Here is a 16,864-nt window from a genome sequence, read left to right as displayed (position 1 = left end):
AGTATATCGTACTTCAGAAAGACTGCAACACATTTATCTTTTTAACGTTGTACTTTTTTTACATATAAACATAGCCATTTCAGTATAGAACGATTCTACTTTATTATTTTTAAATTGAATATTAAAATATCCCTTCATTTCGTTTGGTGCTTTCATCATACATTCTGTTAACTTTTCACGCTTTTGTACAGGGACATCCATCATATTACACCACCAGTCAAAATCAAACTTCTTATCAAAAGTCAGACATGACTGCATTTGCAAACCGTTTTTTTCTAATAAAGTAAGCCATTCTGTCTTTTTTAGAGCTCGTTCATGACTTGGGTCACGCTTTTTTTCTATAAAATTATAAAATGTATCATATTCATTATTTTCTGGCGAAACATTATCTATTAAGATGAATAATCCATTATCCTCCAACGTACGATTTACTTCATAAATAAATTGAGCCGGACTCGTAAAATGATGGGCTGCAATCCGGCATGTAATTGTATCAAAAAAATGGTCTGAAAATGGTAAATTCTCTGCATTTCCTGCTACAAATGATACATTTTCATGACCATTCTGCTTTATAAAAACTTTTGCTTTTTCTAACATCTGTTCTGTTAAATCAAGTGCAACTACTTCTTCAAACATAGGTGCTAACATATTTGCCACATGCCCGCCACCAGTAGCAACATCAAGAAGACGATTATTATGACGAGACTCAACTTGTTGAACTACATATTGTAAATCCAGTCCTTTAGCATGTATTTTACTATTTACATATTTATCTGCATTACTGCCAAACTGTTTTTTCACAAGCTCTTCTTTACTCATATTATCATCTTCTTTCTATTGTTATTTACATATACGACTCATATAATTATTACAATTCTCTTCATGTATTTTCAAATCCTCTTTTCATCTCACTTCTCATCATGTTCCCTTATAATCAAAATAATATGATTACACGTTCTTCCATTAAACAAAAAAAGGCTACGGGAACTTGCCCCCTAACCTGACTAAATATTTACTACATTTTTATTTCTTCGTATATATCTATATAATATAAATCCTCTTTCAACTTCATAATAACATCTACTTCGTTATAAGTAGCCTCACGAGCATGTAAACCGAATTGATCCATACCAATCCATATCCACCCAGGTGTAAGATATAAAACATCTATATTAAAATAATCTAACTTAGTAAGCTCCGATGTAATAAATTTATCTTTATTAGCGATTTGTTTATCTATTAAACCGTATTCTTTTCCATTTTCAAATAGCGAAATAAATTTCCCTACAATCGGATGTTCACGAACAATAAAATGATATTCTTTTTCCTCTATATTTACCACAATCAAACGAGAAACAGATAAATCAGGCCCTGAATTCGACATATTTGTTTATTCACCTCCTTATATAGGCTTCTTAAATATGATAACAAATGAATATTCAAATTAAGTTAATATAATGTAAAAAATAAAAAAGCTGAATTCCCTTTAGAAATCAGCCTTTATAATTTGATTAACTTTATTCTTTTACAAATTATTATAATGTTTCTTTTTCCTCATCATTTCCGGAAACTAAACTTCCTATAGCATCTGCTGTTACTTCCACTACAAATTCACAAATACCAGCTACAACTTCTCCAATTATTTCATCCATCTTTTTACCCCCTTATTTTATGTAACCTATTTGCATTATAGAAGAAATTGGTAAATACAAACTATCGAAAAAGGTGACATAAACCTTACAGAATTGTAAGCTCTTTTATCCCTTTACTTATCCCCTTTGAAACTCCAAGTATTTTTAGCAGACATATAGGCCATCATAATATGAAGCAAGTAATAATCTAGTGTCAGGAGGCGTTTAATATGTATTACGTAAAATTAATTAAAGGTCAATCTTTCTACGCTTTTGATCATCGTTTCTTAGTGTCTGAAGAAGAAGAGGTTTCAGAGAAAATTTATAATTACTTACGACGTAATGAATTTTTTGAAGTACGTAAAGAAGAATATTCTGCTTAATTACAAAAAGCATTAAGAAAAATATCATTTAGTTGGGATATATTCTTGATGCTTTTATGTGAATTGCTTCTTTCCAACACTTGTTTTCGACTTTATTAAAATATTCTAGTATTTGTCCAAACTACTCATCCTGTAAGTAAAACTGATGAAACAACTTTTGCAGTCCCATTTTCTCCAAATAAAGCAATTGTACGTACAAACATTTCAAGCTATAGATCAAAACGTTGGCAGTGGAACACACGAATATTCATTAACTGTAGAAAACCTTACTAGTGGTGCAAGCGCAGAAGTTGTTGGCCCACTATCTTTTAGCGTTTTAGCTATTGGACAAGAGCGTAAATGTTGCTAAGTGAATCTAATATTTAATTTTGTACTTGAGAAAAGCGAGGCGTAGTTATACGTTCTTGCTTTTTTATATGTACCTTTACTTTCTATTAGCTTTAATCATAAATTTTTTACGTTTTGATTCACTTATTTCATCAATTAACACATCAAACTTTTGACAAATCAAAAAGATTGAAATCCAATTATGAAACACGTAATATAGACTCTGACTCTAAAAAAGTTCGTATGAAAATAATACATAAATAAGGAGGTTTTATATACGAGTTTTTCATTTTAAAAGACGGAGAGGTTTTATGTTATGTGGCGTAATAAAAACGTTTGGATTGTTCTAATTGGGGAGTTTATTGCAGGTCTAGGATTATGGCTTGGTATTCTTGGCAACCTTGAATTTATGCAAAAATATGTCCCTTCTGATTTCATGAAATCAGTTATATTATTTATCGGACTATTAGCCGGTGTTCTAGTTGGACCTATGGCTGGCCGTGTCATCGATCAGTATGAAAAGAAAAAAGTTCTTCTTTACGCTGGATTTGGTCGAGTTTTAAGTGTTATTTTCATGTTTTTTGCTATTCAATTTGAAAGTATCGCATTTATGATTGCATTTATGGTTGCTCTTCAAATTTCAGCAGCATTTTATTTCCCTGCATTACAATCTGTAATCCCACTCATCGTACGTGAGCATGAGTTATTACAAATGAACGGTGTACATATGAATGTTGGTACAATTGCTCGTATTGCAGGTACTTCACTAGGTGGAATTCTTTTAGTTGTGATGAGTTTACAGTACATGTATGCCTTCTCAATGGCAGCATACGCCTTATTATTCCTCTCGACTTTCTTCCTACAATTCGAAGACAAGAAATCAACAACACCAAGTAAACAAGCTGCAAAAGATAATAGCTTTATGGAAGTATTTCGTATTTTAAAAGGAATTCCTATTGCTTTTACAGCACTTATATTAAGTATCATCCCTCTATTATTTATAGCTGGGTTTAATTTAATGGTTATTAACATTAGCGAAATGCAACATGATCCTACGATTAAAGGGTTCATATATACAATTGAAGGTGTCGCATTTATGTTAGGTGCCTTCGTAATTAAACGTCTATCTGATCATTTCAAACCTGAAAAATTACTATATTTCTTCGCAGTTTGTACTGCTTTTGCACATCTGTCATTGTTCTTTAGCGATATAAAATGGATGGCTCTTACATCATTTGGTTTATTTGGGTTTAGTGTTGGCTGCTTCTTCCCTATTATGTCGACGATTTTCCAAACGAAAGTGGAAAAAAGTTATCACGGTCGCCTCTTCTCATTCCGTAATATGTTTGAGAGGGTTATGTTCCAAATCGTCTTACTTGGCACAGGCTTCTTCTTAGATACAATTGGGTTACAATATATGGTTCTCATCTTCGGAGTCGTTTCATTATTGATTATTTCTATTTCCCTTTCTAAGCAGAAACATTATGAAAAACAGCATTCGCAATCTGCGAATTTATAAAATAAACAAAGAAGTATGGATCTAATATTGAATCCATACTTCTTTGTTTTATAATACGCCTATTTATTACGTTTATTGAAATTACCTAAAGGAGTATCCCCCTTTTATTTCGAATAGATTATAAAAAGTACTCTTTATAAAAGGAGTGGTAAAATGTCTGATGGCATCGAAGTATTTATTATCCTGCTCTTTGCAATTGTTCTGTTTAGCATCCTAAACTTTTTAGCCATTTCCTTATCTGGACATAGTTTAAAAAAAAGAATCGTGGCAGGTTTCATATTTTTACTACTGACTCCCATTATCTTTTTGACTATCGCAACATTTGCTTCTATATTCGATAAAGCAGGATTTGGCGCAGGTACGTTAGCCTTTATGATCGCAAGCGTATATATATTAAATGGAATAGTAATTCTGCTTTCCTCTTTATTTATCCTCAAAAAAGACATAACATAGGCTATAGTACTAGCATGAATCTGACTTTACACTAGATTCATGCTTATTTAATTTCTCCTAAATTTTTATATGAAATTAAATAATTCTTTAAAAAAATTTAAACTTTATTTATTATAATATCCCTATCGCATTCGCACGTTTATTCAAATTTAAAAGAAAGGAGCACAAAATGAAAAAGGTTCTACTTACAATTCCTATACTAATTATCCTACTTAGTGGATGCAGCAATAACGATATATACGGTTCTTGGGAAGTCGTTGACAATAAAAAAGGTGAATGTCCTGTATATTATAAATTTGAAACAGTTGTCAAAAAAGAAAATAAAGAGAAAATTGTGCAAAATTTAGTAGAAATGCAAACAACAAAGAATAAAGACGATTTATATAAAGGCTCATTTGTAAAAAATTCTAATGTATATCACATTGATTATGGTAATTCATTTACATCGGACCAAACTTTAAAAGTTGCCGACGGTACATTAAATGTATACTTTTTGACAGCCGAAAAATTATGCACATATAAAAAGAAATGATTACATTTCAGAGGAGACGCAGAAAATATTTTCTGCGTTATTTCACTTTAGAAATCGTCCACAAAAATAGCCCTTGTTTTCGTATTCTTTTTCATTCAAAACATGAGAAATATGCTTAATAAAAACTAGAAAATACCTTAAGTTATATAAAATGAATCATATAATACACATTTCAATTAACACATCTACGCTATTTACATCGATACTTTTCAAAATAGGCTGATCCTTCCTCTAAATTTGTCAATCGTTTTAATTTTCATAAAAAAATGATAAAATATAAACATGTGTTTTCAGAATAATTAAAAATGCAGAATGAAAGCACTGTTTTAGGAGGGGTTTTGATGACTTACACGTTAGCAACTAGAATGAAAGCATTCCAATCTTCTATATTTAGTGAATTAGGAGCCTATAAAAAAGAAAAAATTGCAGCAGGTCATAACATGATTGATTTGAGCATCGGAAATCCTGATATGCCGCCCGCTGATTTTGTAAGAGAAACAATGGTACATACAGCGAGTGAAAAAGAGAGCTACGGGTATACATTATCCGGTATTCAAGAATTTCACGAAGCTGTAACTGAATATTACAACAACACTCATAACGTTTTATTAAATGCGGATAAAGAAGTTTTATTATTAATGGGTTCACAAGACGGGCTCGTTCATTTACCTATGGTTTATGCAAATCCAGGTGATATTATATTAGTTCCTGATCCAGGATATACAGCTTATGAAACAGGTATTCAAATGGCTGGTGCAACATCTTACTACATGCCTTTAACGAAAGAGAATGATTTCTTACCAGACTTAGAAGTTATCCCTGAAGAAATTGCCGATCAAGCGAAGATGATGATTTTAAACTTCCCAGGGAATCCCGTTCCAGCAATAGCTCATGAAGATTTCTTTAAAGAAGTAATCGCATTCGCGAAAAAGCATAATATTATCGTTGTCCATGATTTTGCTTATGCTGAATTTTATTTCGATGGTAATAAGCCAATTAGCTTCCTCTCTGTACCTGGTGCTAAAGAAGTTGGTGTAGAAATCAATTCTTTGTCAAAAAGTTATAGTTTAGCAGGTAGCCGTATTGGATATATGATTGGAAACGAAGAAATTGTTCGTGCACTTACTCAATTTAAATCTAATACCGATTACGGTGTATTTTTACCAATTCAAAAAGCGGCATGTGCTGCACTAAGAAACGGTGCTACGTTTTGTGAGAAAAACCGTGAAATTTATCAAGAACGTAGAGATACACTAATCGATGGATTCCGAACATTTGGCTGGAATGTCGATAAGCCAGCTGGTAGTATGTTTGTCTGGGCTGAAATTCCACAAGGATGGACTTCTCTAGACTTCGCTTATGCATTAATGGATCGTGCGAATGTCGTTGTTACACCTGGTCATGCATTTGGACCTCACGGAGAAGGCTTCGTACGTATTGCACTCGTTCAAAATAAAGAAGTGTTGCAACAAGTTGTTGAAAACATTAGAAATAGCGGCATTTTCGTCCTTGAAAAAGTAAATGAATTAGTTAAAAATTAGTTCCCACTCCCCTGCTTAACTTTAGCAGGGGTATTATTAATTGGAGGTACTTTCATATGCATATTAAAGACACACTTCCCCATCTTTATCCATTTTTAATGATTGATAAAGTAACAAATGCAAAACAAGATGAATTCGTTACAGGATATAAACTCATTACAAATAACGAATGGTTTATAAATGATAGTCAAAAACATATGCCTCATATGTTAATTGTAGAAGCACTTGCTCAGCTTAGTGCATTTGTACATACCAGTGATTCTGAAGGACTAGGATTCCTCTCCTCTTTAGATGGAGTTGAATTCCACGGAAAAGCATATCCCGGTGATAAACTTGATTTACATTATGAGCTAACGCGCAATCGCCGAGGTTTTGTTCTTGGTAAAGGTATTGCAACTGTCAACGACCAGCCTATTGTAACTATAGAAAAACTATTAATATATCAAGCAGATTAAAGTGTTCCTTATATCAGTTGGAAATATCTATTCTCAACCAATTAAGTAAATAGGAAAACATATTACGTAGTTAGGAGCAGGAAAATGGAACATACTATCGGTATCGATGCTGGAGGCACATTAACGAAAATAGCTTATTTTAACGAAAAAAAGCTATTAACTTTTAAAAAATTTTATTCTCATGAACAACATAAAATAATAGATTGGATTAAAAACAACAATGGCATAAAACAAATATGTATTACGGGTGGTAAATCGAAATTATTACAGCAACTGCTTACAGGTTCATATAAAATAATAGAGCTAAACGAATTTGAATCTACTCTTGCAGGTGTCCAATACATATTAAAAGAAGAAAAACACACTATAAACAATTTTATTTTAACCAATATCGGTACAGGTACTTCTATCCATTATGTTTATAATGAACAATATATTCGCGCTGGTGGAACCGGAGTTGGCGGTGGGACTATTATGGGACTTTCAAAATTGTTAACAAATATAGATCATTTTGAAGATATAATACCTCTAACAAAAGTAGGATCTAGAAAAGAACTAGATATTACGGTTGGAGATATTTATGGTGGTATTCTTTCCCCTATCGATAATAACTTAACTGCTAGCAACTTCGGAAAAGCAGCCATTACAGAATCAAATAATAGTAGCTCCGATATACTAGCTACTGTGCAAGGACTTGTCGGTGAAGTCGTTACTGCATTAAGCCTTCAATTCGCTGAAACAAAAAACATTGAACATATTATTTATATTGGTTCGACTTTATGTAATAACGTACAACTTCAACATATTATTAGTAGCTACACCGAATATCAAAATAAAACACCAATCTTTTTACAAGATGGTGGTAATAGCGGTGCAATTGGTGCATTACTTCATGCTACGAAATAAAAAGCTGACTTTTGTCAGCTTTTTAGAAATGGCACTTCAAATTCAATAATTGATTCCCCGTTCTCTCCAATCCGCTCCACGCTTATTCTATCAATCACACAATTTAACTCCCCATGAAAACTAGGAATCTCCTTCACTACTTCAGCAGCTAATTCGGCACTTTCTTTTCTTCCGACTGTTACATGCGGGATGTACGGAATGTCTTCTTTCAAAAATTGTAATAAAGGTCCTGTATACAGCCTATCATGTAGTTCTTCTATTTGTTTTCTTCCTCCATCAACTTCTAAAAACAAATAGTTTCCTACACTAGTGATACGATTTGCAAACTCAATTTCAATTTTGCCTCCCCCTATTGATACATTAAAAATATGAGATTTTAATTCATCATTTGAAATATTACTCTTAAATGGGAATACGATTGTTATATGCGGTAGAATTAATCCAAATAAAGGATCATGTTTATGTCTAATGTTCTCTATTTTATCGATGGACATGTTGTTTAGAAAAAGTAAAATTGTACGCATTTTTATCCCCTCAACTTTTCCTCATTATAATATGTATCATATTCTATGACAGCCTGCCCTTCAACAACTTGTTTTGCTTACCTATAAAAATAAAAAAACTTCTCAAATGAGAAGTTTTCATATAGCATGATTATTATTTTCCCGCCAAACTTTCCTAAACTTATACTTTGAACTGTTCCACCACCGGGTAAATGATTAACAATTGCAACCACATCTGAATTATTACCAACGTATGTCCCAGTATATTTCTTAAAATCATCTGACCTAACATCATATATATCTTTTATTCTTTCTCCGTCAGAACAAGCCGCAATGAATAAAAAAATTGTTAGCATAACGATCATGTTATGATGCATATATTTCATTTAGCATCCCCCATTTTTATCGATATTCGTTAATTACAATATTTACTTTCAAATCCCTTTTTAAATATACGCATTTTAATCAAAATTAAAAATTTTCATTTTTATGTTTACAATTATCCATTAATTGTATATACTTACTAACGTAAGAAAAAAATTCTAAAAGGAGGTCGAAGGAAATGATGAAATTACAATTACATGCATTAACTTTAGCGTTAACTGCACCTGTGTTTTCTGGACAATTAAATATGAATTCGACCACCCTAATGGAGAATTGAAAATCGTACTTTATTTCATTTAATTCATAAATTCGCCACAGGAGGTCGTATACTTTCCTGTGGCTTTTTCACGCCCAGCCATAGGAGAACTGTATCTTCCTGTGGTTTTTTTGCGCGATTTTTTTAGTCTCTTACATTATTTTTCTAAGAAAGGAGCAACATTCAATGACTATTAGCGTATTGTTTTTAAGTATTACGATTCAAAGAAATACAATTTCCAAAGATGAAATTCTTCATAATCAACAAATTGAAAAAGCTATGAATGATGTTAAGGAGCGCCAAGCACTTTACTGTGATCACCTGTAATTCCTTTTCGAAAGGAGGAATTCATTTATGACTTTTCATATTTTCTTTTTTACGACTGTGCTTCAAAAAAATACTTTATCTGAAACTGAAATCAATCGTAAACAACAGTTAAAACGACTGACTGATAAAATAACTGACATTAAAAGTTCGCACTACACTCAAATGTATTAAAAATATATTTTAAAGGGGTAATATATTCATGAAATTTAAAGCATTCTTTTTAACAATCACCATTCAAAAACGTAAGCTCTCACAGAAAGAGATTTTACGCGAGCAACACATCCAAAACATTATGGACGAAGTAAAAGAGCGCCAATCTTCTTATTACACTCGTCTTTTCTAAATCACTTATAAAGGGGTAATTATCTAATGAAATTTAAAGTATTCTTTTTAACCATTACCATTCAAAAAAATAAATTTTCCGAGTCTGAAATGCTCCATGAGCGACAAATTAATCAGGCTATGGATTCTGTAAAAGAAAGACAAAGTCATTACTGTAGTCACCTTTAATTTCTTATTACACTCGTTTTTTCTAAATCACTTATAAAGGGGCAATTATTTTATGAAATTTAAAGTATTCTTTTTAACCATTACCATTCAAAAAAATAAATTTTCTGAGTCTGAAATGCTTCATGAACGACAAATTAATCAGGCTATGGATTCTGTAAAAGAAAGACAAAGTCATTACTGTAGTCATCTGTAATTCCAATTCGAAAGGAGGAATTCACATATGAAGTTTCACCTTTTCTTTTTAACGATTACGATTCAAAAAGAAACAATATCTCAAAATGAATTAAAACAAGAAAGACAATATAAACAAGTTATTAATGAAATTCGAGATCGTAGAAGCAAATACTACACTCATCTTTAATCGTTTAACTATATAGAATTGAAAGGAGTAGATTATGATGTTAATAGCACGCTGTAAAGAAATGATTTGGATAGTTCAGAGGGATTCCACATAGTTTTATAGAGCTTATATCACACAAGTTCATCACTGAATTTGATATATAAAAAATATATAATAAAATCAAATCAACCCGCTTTTAATTTTTTTTTTATAAACAAAAGATACACCACTTAAAAAGAGGTGTATCTTTCTTAGGTTTTACTATTTCCGATTACTTCTCTTCGTCTTAAACAATCTCACTAAGTTCGAAACAACTGTTTTTGTTACTGCATAAACTGGTACTGCTAAAATCATTCCGATGATTCCAGCAAAGTTACCTACCCCTAAAATTAGGATAATAATTGTTAATGGGTGGATGTTTAATTTTGAGCTCATAATACGTGGTGAAATAATATTACTTTCAAACTGTTGTACAATTGTTACGATAATAATTACGTATAAGGCTTGCATCGGAGATACGAACAGTCCTACAATAACAGCTGGTGCTGCTCCGATAAATGGACCTAAGTTAGGAATGATGTTTGTAAATGCTGCTATAATTCCTAAAACAAAAGCGTACGGTAAATCGATAATTAAATAACCGATAAAAGTAAAAGCACCTACAAATATACAAACGAGCGCTTGCCCTTGAATATATGCAGATAATGTTTCGTTCGTTTCCTTAATGATACGAAGCCCCTCTTCACGGTAAGACTCTGGTAATAAACTTACCGCTTTTCCTGGAAAGGCATGTCCATCTTTAAACATGTAAAATAAAATGAACGGTACAGTAAATACAACTAACGCAACGTTCGTGATAATACCAAATAAAGCCGTTGCACTCGACGTAATTGTATTTGGTATATCTTTTAAGTATTCAATCGCATTTTTTTCAATTGTTTCAATGGAAACGTAGTTTTGTGTAGATAACCATTCAAACAACCTATGATGTGATAATTCTTGTATGTATACTTTTCCCTCTTTTATGTAGCCTGGCATATTTTTTACTAAGTCCATTAGCTGTTGTGAAATCGTAGGAACAACTACTCCAACGCCAACCGCAGTTAATGTTATGATAAAAAGATATAACAGCAATATCGCTAAATTTCTAGGTACTTTTTTATTCTCCAAAAAGATTAATACAGGATTAAATATGAAGTATAAAAAAAGCGCGATTAAGATTGGGAAAAATAATGTTGATATGAAGATACCAATCGGTTGAAATAAAAATGATATTTTTGTGCAAATAAATATGATTCCTACAACCATTAGCACTTCTAATGTCCAAAAGTGCACTTTTGATTTCAAAAAAATGGCCTCCTTTAAACTAGCACTTCTCTTCATTGTACCAAAATAAGTATGAATTTCACATAATATTTTCCTTTACAATATTCCAAAATACCGATAAATACACTACAATGAGATTACATACAAATTTGCAGGTAAAGGTGATAAAAATGACACAATGCATCATTTGCAGAAAAGATACGAAAGAACTTAGTGAACAATATGTCATTCCAGAAATATTATGTGGATATTATTTCACAAACTCAATTTGTGATACTTGCCATGAACAAATGACAACAAATATTGATCGTCCTTTAATTAGGCATAAATTGAGTCAATTTAAGATTGAACAAATGAAAAGACAAATTGATTCCCCACTCTATACGAATGAGCACGGCGAAGAACTTGCGGCTGCTGAGACTGATGTTGTCGAAGTAAGCGACGAAATTCTTTATTCTAATGCATTAATTATGAAACTATGTAAAAAGCACGATATTTCCTTACATAATGAAATTTGGAAAGAGGAACGTGTAACGAAAGTAGCGAGTTCTATTCAACGTGAATTGCTATTAGATAACCGTAAATATAAAATGAGTATATTAAAAATGGCTTATACATTCGCTGTACAAACAGTTGATGGCTACTTTGAAAATCAAGATGCAATTGATATCTCTACCATTCTCTCAAATGCAGATTTCGTGGAACTAAAAGAAAAAAGCATTGTACGTGATTTAAGCAAAAGTTCTTTATGGAATACGCTAAATACAAGTAGTGAAAATCATTACTTTATTTTACTTAGCGATAAAGACGGTCTGTTTTGCTTCATTCGTTTGTTTGACATCTTTGATGTTGTCGTTCATTTATCAGAAAAAAGATTTGACCTTCCATCACCCATTGTCGGTGTAAATAATGTGAATACACAGAAATTTCATGTCCAAAGTTTAAAACAGTATATGGATGGGCTGTTTAAAGAAAAAGCACCTACTATATAACAAGGACCAGAACATACGGTCTCCTTTCTTGATGAAAAGACACTGTGTTATAATGAGTATGAAAAGAACAATACAATCACATAAACCAATTATAAATTGTATATAAATAAAAAAGACTAGTGTGCGGCTACACACTAGTCCACGTAACTTAGCAGATTGGATTGTTCATTTATCCTATTTGTTTCTTACAAACAAAACAACCCACATTCTATAGGCATAGGTGGGTTGTTATTTTTTGAGCTTGTCTATTAAAACGACGACGAACGTTAACAATGCAACGAGAAACAGTCCACCCTGCAGTAGCAACGCTATTTCACTCACGTATTATCACCCCCCTCCTACTCGGAGAAGTGATAATTGAACAACCAACCGCACCTTAAGTTACCCTTTAATTTTACCATATTTTCTAATAATTTACGATGAAAACCCGCAAGCGAATAACTTGCGGATTTTTTATCCCGTATTAACAGGCAATAAACAAAATGAAGCAATAAATAGATGAAACTTTATTTCTGACTATTTTTCTAATGCATATGCATCAGCAATCATTTCACCAACAATTTTATTTGCTTCTTTCTTCTCGTCTTTCAATAATGGGAATAACAATTCTGCCACATCATATGCTTCTTCTAAATGTGGATATCCTGATAAAACAAACGTATCAATTCCTAACGATTCATATTCTTTTATTCTTTCTGCTACTGTATGCGGATCGCCTACAAGTGCAGTACCTGCCCCACCTCTTACAAGTCCGATTCCAGCCCATAAATTAGGGCTTATCTCTAACGACTCTCTCGTACCTTTATTTAAATGTGTCATCCGTTTTTGACCAACCGAATCATATCTTGCAAATGTCTTTTGAGCAAGCTCAATTGTTTCCTTATCCACATATTGAATTAAACGTTCGGCCTCTTCCCATGCTTCTTCTTCTGTCTCTCTTACAATTACGTGTAATCTAATGCCAAATCGTACTGTACGCCCCTTCTCTTCTGCAAGTTTTCTTACTTCTTCTATTTTCTCTTTCACTTGCTCTGGCGGCTCTCCCCACGTTAAGTATACATCACTATGTTGAGCTGCTACTTCTTTTCCAGCAGTTGATGATCCCCCGAAATATATAGGAGGATAGGGCGTTTGAACTGGTGGGAAGACAACTTTACTATCTGTAACTTTAATATGTTTTCCTTCTAAAGAGATCGTTTCACCCTGCAATGTCGATTTCCAAACTTTTAAAAATTCATCCGCTGCTTCATATCTTTCATCATGCTCAAGATATAATCCATCTCCTTGTAGTTCAACTGGATCTCCTCCAGCTACTACATTGATAAGTAGTCTCCCATCTGAAATTCTATCAAATGTAGATGCCATCCTCGCTGCAACTGTAGGTGACATTAGTCCTGGTCTCACTGCTACTAAAAATTTTAGTTTTTCTGTTTCAGCAGCAAGAGCTGAAGCTAACACCCAAGGGTCTTCACATCCTTGACCAGTTGGAAGTAAAACACCCGTATATCCTAAATAATCAGCTGCCGCAGCAACTTGCTTATAATAACCATATTCAGCTGCTCTTCCTCGTTTTGTCGTTCCTAAATATCGACCATCTCCATAAGCCGGAATAAACCATAATAATTCCATACCTTTACACACCCCTTATTTATTTTGAATCGTATACTAACACATTCTATATAAATTACCCCTAATAATTTATATGTTAATCCCCTGTCTCACCTTTAAAGTTATCTCGCCATCTTAAAAACTTCACTTCTAGTAAACGTACTAGAGAGTCAGAAAACTTCCCAACAAATGCAAATATAATTATGCCGACAAATACGATATCTGTATTTGAAAATTGCCTTGCATCCATAATCATATAGCCAATACCTTCTGTAGACCCCATAAGTTCTGCTACTACTAAACTCACCCATGCAACACCTAACGATAACCTTGCTCCTAGTAAAAGGTTAGGCAATGCAGCTGGTAAAATTAGTTTCGTGATTAATTTTCTTTTACTAAACTCTAACACTCTCGCAACATCAAATAACTTTGAATCCACACCTCTAATACCTAAAAATGCGTTTACGTATAAAGGAAAAAATGCACCATCTGCAATTAATAACACTTTCGATGTTTCACCAAAACCGAACCATAATACGAAAAGCGGTGCAACAGCTAAATGAGGTACAGTTCTTAACATTTGCACAGATGGATCTAAATATTGCTCACTTCTCGTTGAAAATCCAACAATCGTTCCTAAAATGATTCCTAAGCCTCCGCCAATAAAGAAACCAGCCGCAGCCCTAAATACACTAATACTTAAATGGCCGAATAACTCTCCTGTTTTAATAAGATCTTGGAAAGCTAGAAAAATATCTAATGGTGTTGGTAAGACTGTTTTAGAAACAAGACCGAATACGCCAGCCAACTGCCAAATTATTAATATAATAACCGGTATAGTAATCGCCCTTACTAAAATTTTTACATTTAACTTTCGCACCTTCTTGACGCTGTTTTTCTCAATCGTTATACTCGCTCGTTTAATAACAGCTTTCGTATTTTCCACTTTACAAAACCTCTTTTCACTTCGCTTTCAATGCTTTTTCTACGAAAGAATTATCTACAACTTTTTCCGTCTTAAGTTCTTTCTTTATAGAACCGAGCTTATATTGAAAATCCGCTGTCTTTTGTTGTTCTGCTATTATTTCCTTCGTTACCGGAACTAAAATTGGTTTGTCGTGATTAAACACTTCTTTTACGATCTCCGCATCTATCTTTTTTACAGAAGTATATACTTTTATTGCTTCATCTAAGTTAGCATCTTGCCATACACGTGCTTTCTCATAAACTTTGAGGAATTTCTCAACTAATTCTGGATGTTCTTTCGCAAATTTTGTTCTCGTAATTAAAAATTCTGGTGAAGAGACATTTAATGTTTCACCGTCTGCAATCACTTTCGCACCTTTATTTAATGTATGTAATGATATGAAAGGGTCCCAAATCGCCCATGCATCTACTGATCCTGATTCAAATGCAGGCTGCGCTTCATCTGGTTGTAATTGAATGACATTTACATCTTTTGCATCGATACCTTCTTTATCGAGTGCTCGATATAATAAATTAAAGGCACTACTTCCTTTTGCTACTGCAATTTTTTTACCTTTTAACTCTTTTACACTCGTAATCTTGCTATCTTTTTGAACGAGAATTCCAGTTCCTTTTCTCGCATAACTTGTATTGGCGATTTCGGTAAATCCAATACCTGCTGCTTGCGCTGAAATGACTGGAGAATTCCCTACTTCACCAAAGTCTAATCGGTTTGATGCAATTGCTTCAAAATAAGGAGGTCCACTTTGGAACTCTGTCCATTTCACTTTAACTCCTTCTTTTTTAAACTCCTCTTCAAACCACCCCTTTTTCTTTGCTAGTAATAGCGGGCTTAATCCTTGCTGTATACCAATTTGTATTGTTACATCTTCTTTCTTACTACTTACTGTACTTTTTTCACATCCTAATAAACATACTGATATAGCTAAAGCAAAAGAAAGAACTTTAAATTTTTTATACATATAAAATCACCCTTTTCCTATATACTTGTTTGAATCAATCCTCCATATTCAAACTGCTGTAATACTTTCGTTCGAAGTTGTTGGAATAATTGAGAAGTTTTATTTCGCGGATAAGGCAAATTATTTTCAATTACTTTATGTATTTTTCCAGGCTTTGTACTCATAATGATGATTCGGTTTGAAAGATATATCGCTTCGTCTATATCATGTGTAACGAATATCATTGTTGTTTTCTTCTGCTCCCAAATATTTAGCAATACTTCTTGTAAATGACTTCGAGTAAAAGCATCCAGCGCTCCAAAAGGTTCATCAAGTAATAATATATTGGGATCTCTTAATAACGCTCTTGCTATCGCAACACGTTGTGACATCCCGCCTGAAATTTCTTTCGGATACGATTTTTCAAAGCCATCTAACCGAACGATTTCAACCCATTCTCTCACCTTATCTTTCACATACTTATCTTTTAACGACAAATCTGCCGCTATATTTTCTTCAACTGTTAACCATGGAAAAAGCCTATGTTCTTGAAAAATAAAACCTTGTTTCTTGCTGGTTTTTAAAATAGGCTCCCCGTCAATAACAACTTCACCTTCAAAATCATTATCTAGACCTGCAACAATTTTTAGTAATGTACTTTTTCCACACCCACTCGGACCGATTACTGTAACAAAATCCCCTTTCTCTAATTGAACATTAATATTCTCTAATACTTGAACAATACCAGTTTGTTTCAAAAAATATTTTGATACCTCATCAATTGAAACAGTCATTTCTTTCCCTCCTTAAAATGATTCATATAAATGAACAGATTCAGTATTTGTGCAATAAAAAAACCAAAGGCATTTTATCAACAGATAAAATGCCTTTGGTTTCTCCAATCAGCAATATGTTATGGAATTAAGTACATATTATACAAATA

23 protein-coding genes and 2 pseudogenes are annotated in these 16,864 nt (G+C 32.8%); 15 read left to right on the top strand and 10 right to left on the bottom strand.

Going from position 1 to position 16,864, the window contains the following annotated elements; all coding sequences use genetic code 11:
- Nucleotides 1–33: 33 nt before the first annotated feature.
- Both CGQ22_RS12000 and CGQ22_RS11995 read right to left on the bottom strand, forming a co-directional pair.
- Nucleotides 34–819 (bottom strand): class I SAM-dependent methyltransferase, encoded by a 786-nt coding sequence (locus tag CGQ22_RS12000; RefSeq protein ID WP_000031308.1) that lies wholly within the window; start codon nt 817–819, stop codon nt 34–36.
- Between the two features lie 196 nt (nt 820–1,015).
- Nucleotides 1,016–1,384 (bottom strand): hypothetical protein, encoded by a 369-nt coding sequence (locus tag CGQ22_RS11995; RefSeq protein ID WP_000071478.1) that lies wholly within the window; start codon nt 1,382–1,384, stop codon nt 1,016–1,018.
- A 477-nt stretch (nt 1,385–1,861) separates the two neighbouring features.
- On the opposite strand from CGQ22_RS11995, the gene CGQ22_RS11985 reads away from it, so the two are divergent.
- From CGQ22_RS11985 to coaW, 8 genes and pseudogenes are all read left to right on the top strand, one after another.
- Complete coding sequence (locus CGQ22_RS11985) at nt 1,862–2,014, top strand: YqbF domain-containing protein (protein ID WP_000291905.1); 153 nt, start codon at nt 1,862–1,864, stop codon at nt 2,012–2,014.
- Between the two features lie 181 nt (nt 2,015–2,195).
- Nucleotides 2,196–2,363, top strand: a pseudogene (gene exsC, locus CGQ22_RS11980) (exosporium protein ExsC); the annotation flags it as partial.
- 294 nt (nt 2,364–2,657) lie between these two features.
- The gene (locus CGQ22_RS11975; RefSeq protein ID WP_000269261.1) at nt 2,658–3,860 is read left to right on the top strand and encodes an MFS transporter; all 1,203 of its coding nucleotides are present in this window, start codon (nt 2,658–2,660) and stop codon (nt 3,858–3,860) included.
- A gap of 153 nt (nt 3,861–4,013) precedes the next feature.
- Entirely contained in the window at nt 4,014–4,313 is a 300-nt protein-coding gene (locus tag CGQ22_RS31410; RefSeq protein ID WP_001279458.1) for a hypothetical protein, read from the top strand.
- Nucleotides 4,314–4,482: 169 nt separating this feature from the next.
- On the top strand, nt 4,483–4,845 hold the full coding sequence (locus tag CGQ22_RS11965; RefSeq protein WP_000757018.1) for a hypothetical protein: 363 nt from the start codon (nt 4,483–4,485) through the stop codon (nt 4,843–4,845).
- Nucleotides 4,846–5,186: 341 nt separating this feature from the next.
- Nucleotides 5,187–6,386, top strand: coding sequence for an LL-diaminopimelate aminotransferase (locus CGQ22_RS11960; RefSeq protein WP_000222707.1), 1,200 nt, complete (start codon nt 5,187–5,189; stop codon nt 6,384–6,386).
- A gap of 56 nt (nt 6,387–6,442) precedes the next feature.
- Complete coding sequence (locus CGQ22_RS11955) at nt 6,443–6,841, top strand: 3-hydroxyacyl-ACP dehydratase FabZ family protein (RefSeq protein ID WP_089148739.1); 399 nt, start codon at nt 6,443–6,445, stop codon at nt 6,839–6,841.
- Between the two features lie 84 nt (nt 6,842–6,925).
- The gene (coaW, locus tag CGQ22_RS11950; protein ID WP_089148738.1) at nt 6,926–7,747 is read left to right on the top strand and encodes a type II pantothenate kinase; all 822 of its coding nucleotides are present in this window, start codon (nt 6,926–6,928) and stop codon (nt 7,745–7,747) included.
- Between the two features lie 14 nt (nt 7,748–7,761).
- On the opposite strand, the gene CGQ22_RS11945 is transcribed toward coaW, so the two are convergent.
- On the bottom strand, nt 7,762–8,271 hold the full coding sequence (locus CGQ22_RS11945; RefSeq protein ID WP_001259202.1) for a 2'-5' RNA ligase family protein: 510 nt from the start codon (nt 8,269–8,271) through the stop codon (nt 7,762–7,764).
- Nucleotides 8,272–8,426: 155 nt separating this feature from the next.
- A pseudogene (locus tag CGQ22_RS11940) lies at nt 8,427–8,636 on the bottom strand (DUF4825 domain-containing protein); the annotation flags it as partial.
- A gap of 440 nt (nt 8,637–9,076) precedes the next feature.
- Between CGQ22_RS11940 and CGQ22_RS11930 the strand changes: the two are divergent.
- The 6 genes from CGQ22_RS11930 to CGQ22_RS11905 are packed head-to-tail and all read left to right on the top strand — an operon-like array spanning nt 9,077 to nt 10,088.
- Nucleotides 9,077–9,217: a YrzI family small protein gene (locus CGQ22_RS11930; protein ID WP_000156196.1), complete on the top strand. Its 141-nt coding sequence runs from the start codon at nt 9,077–9,079 to the stop codon at nt 9,215–9,217.
- A gap of 27 nt (nt 9,218–9,244) precedes the next feature.
- Nucleotides 9,245–9,388: a YrzI family small protein gene (locus tag CGQ22_RS11925; protein ID WP_000142730.1), complete on the top strand. Its 144-nt coding sequence runs from the start codon at nt 9,245–9,247 to the stop codon at nt 9,386–9,388.
- 28 nt (nt 9,389–9,416) lie between these two features.
- Nucleotides 9,417–9,560, top strand: a complete 144-nt coding sequence (locus tag CGQ22_RS11920) for a YrzI family small protein (RefSeq protein WP_000668963.1) — start codon at nt 9,417–9,419, stop codon at nt 9,558–9,560.
- A 26-nt stretch (nt 9,561–9,586) separates the two neighbouring features.
- Nucleotides 9,587–9,727 (top strand): YrzI family small protein, encoded by a 141-nt coding sequence (locus CGQ22_RS11915; protein WP_000669805.1) that lies wholly within the window; start codon nt 9,587–9,589, stop codon nt 9,725–9,727.
- Between the two features lie 52 nt (nt 9,728–9,779).
- Nucleotides 9,780–9,920: a YrzI family small protein gene (locus CGQ22_RS11910; RefSeq protein WP_000669805.1), complete on the top strand. Its 141-nt coding sequence runs from the start codon at nt 9,780–9,782 to the stop codon at nt 9,918–9,920.
- Nucleotides 9,921–9,947: 27 nt separating this feature from the next.
- Nucleotides 9,948–10,088 carry a YrzI family small protein gene (locus CGQ22_RS11905; RefSeq protein WP_000668498.1) on the top strand — a complete coding sequence of 47 codons (141 nt, stop codon included), beginning with the start codon at nt 9,948–9,950 and terminating at the stop codon, nt 10,086–10,088.
- 240 nt (nt 10,089–10,328) lie between these two features.
- On the opposite strand, the gene CGQ22_RS11900 is transcribed toward CGQ22_RS11905, so the two are convergent.
- A complete protein-coding gene (locus tag CGQ22_RS11900; protein WP_000837892.1) occupies nt 10,329–11,414 on the bottom strand; it encodes an AI-2E family transporter in 1,086 nt (361 codons plus the stop codon).
- A gap of 149 nt (nt 11,415–11,563) precedes the next feature.
- Here CGQ22_RS11900 and CGQ22_RS11895 point away from each other — a divergent pair, with 149 nt between their 5' ends.
- Nucleotides 11,564–12,385 carry an HNH endonuclease gene (locus tag CGQ22_RS11895; RefSeq protein ID WP_000189712.1) on the top strand — a complete coding sequence of 274 codons (822 nt, stop codon included), beginning with the start codon at nt 11,564–11,566 and terminating at the stop codon, nt 12,383–12,385.
- A 228-nt stretch (nt 12,386–12,613) separates the two neighbouring features.
- On the opposite strand, the gene CGQ22_RS32425 is transcribed toward CGQ22_RS11895, so the two are convergent.
- The 5 genes from CGQ22_RS32425 to CGQ22_RS11870 all read right to left on the bottom strand — a co-directional run bounded on the left by CGQ22_RS32425 (nt 12,614) and on the right by CGQ22_RS11870 (nt 16,715).
- Nucleotides 12,614–12,706 (bottom strand): putative holin-like toxin, encoded by a 93-nt coding sequence (locus CGQ22_RS32425; protein ID WP_001289320.1) that lies wholly within the window; start codon nt 12,704–12,706, stop codon nt 12,614–12,616.
- Nucleotides 12,707–12,901: 195 nt separating this feature from the next.
- The gene (gene ssuD / locus CGQ22_RS11885; protein ID WP_089148737.1) at nt 12,902–14,014 is read right to left on the bottom strand and encodes an FMNH2-dependent alkanesulfonate monooxygenase; all 1,113 of its coding nucleotides are present in this window, start codon (nt 14,012–14,014) and stop codon (nt 12,902–12,904) included.
- A gap of 76 nt (nt 14,015–14,090) precedes the next feature.
- Nucleotides 14,091–14,939 carry an ABC transporter permease gene (locus CGQ22_RS11880; protein ID WP_089148736.1) on the bottom strand — a complete coding sequence of 283 codons (849 nt, stop codon included), beginning with the start codon at nt 14,937–14,939 and terminating at the stop codon, nt 14,091–14,093.
- A 16-nt stretch (nt 14,940–14,955) separates the two neighbouring features.
- Nucleotides 14,956–15,942, bottom strand: coding sequence for an aliphatic sulfonate ABC transporter substrate-binding protein (locus tag CGQ22_RS11875; RefSeq protein WP_089148735.1), 987 nt, complete (start codon nt 15,940–15,942; stop codon nt 14,956–14,958).
- A gap of 17 nt (nt 15,943–15,959) precedes the next feature.
- Nucleotides 15,960–16,715: an ABC transporter ATP-binding protein gene (locus tag CGQ22_RS11870; protein ID WP_000218572.1), complete on the bottom strand. Its 756-nt coding sequence runs from the start codon at nt 16,713–16,715 to the stop codon at nt 15,960–15,962.
- Nucleotides 16,716–16,864 lie beyond the last annotated feature (149 nt).

This window comes from Bacillus sp. M13(2017) (genome assembly GCF_002218325.1).
In the GTDB taxonomy this organism is placed as follows: domain Bacteria; phylum Bacillota; class Bacilli; order Bacillales; family Bacillaceae_G; genus Bacillus_A; species Bacillus_A thuringiensis_K.
The sequence above is the reverse complement of the archived record's forward strand: the minus strand, read 5'-3'. Positions and strand labels throughout refer to the sequence as shown.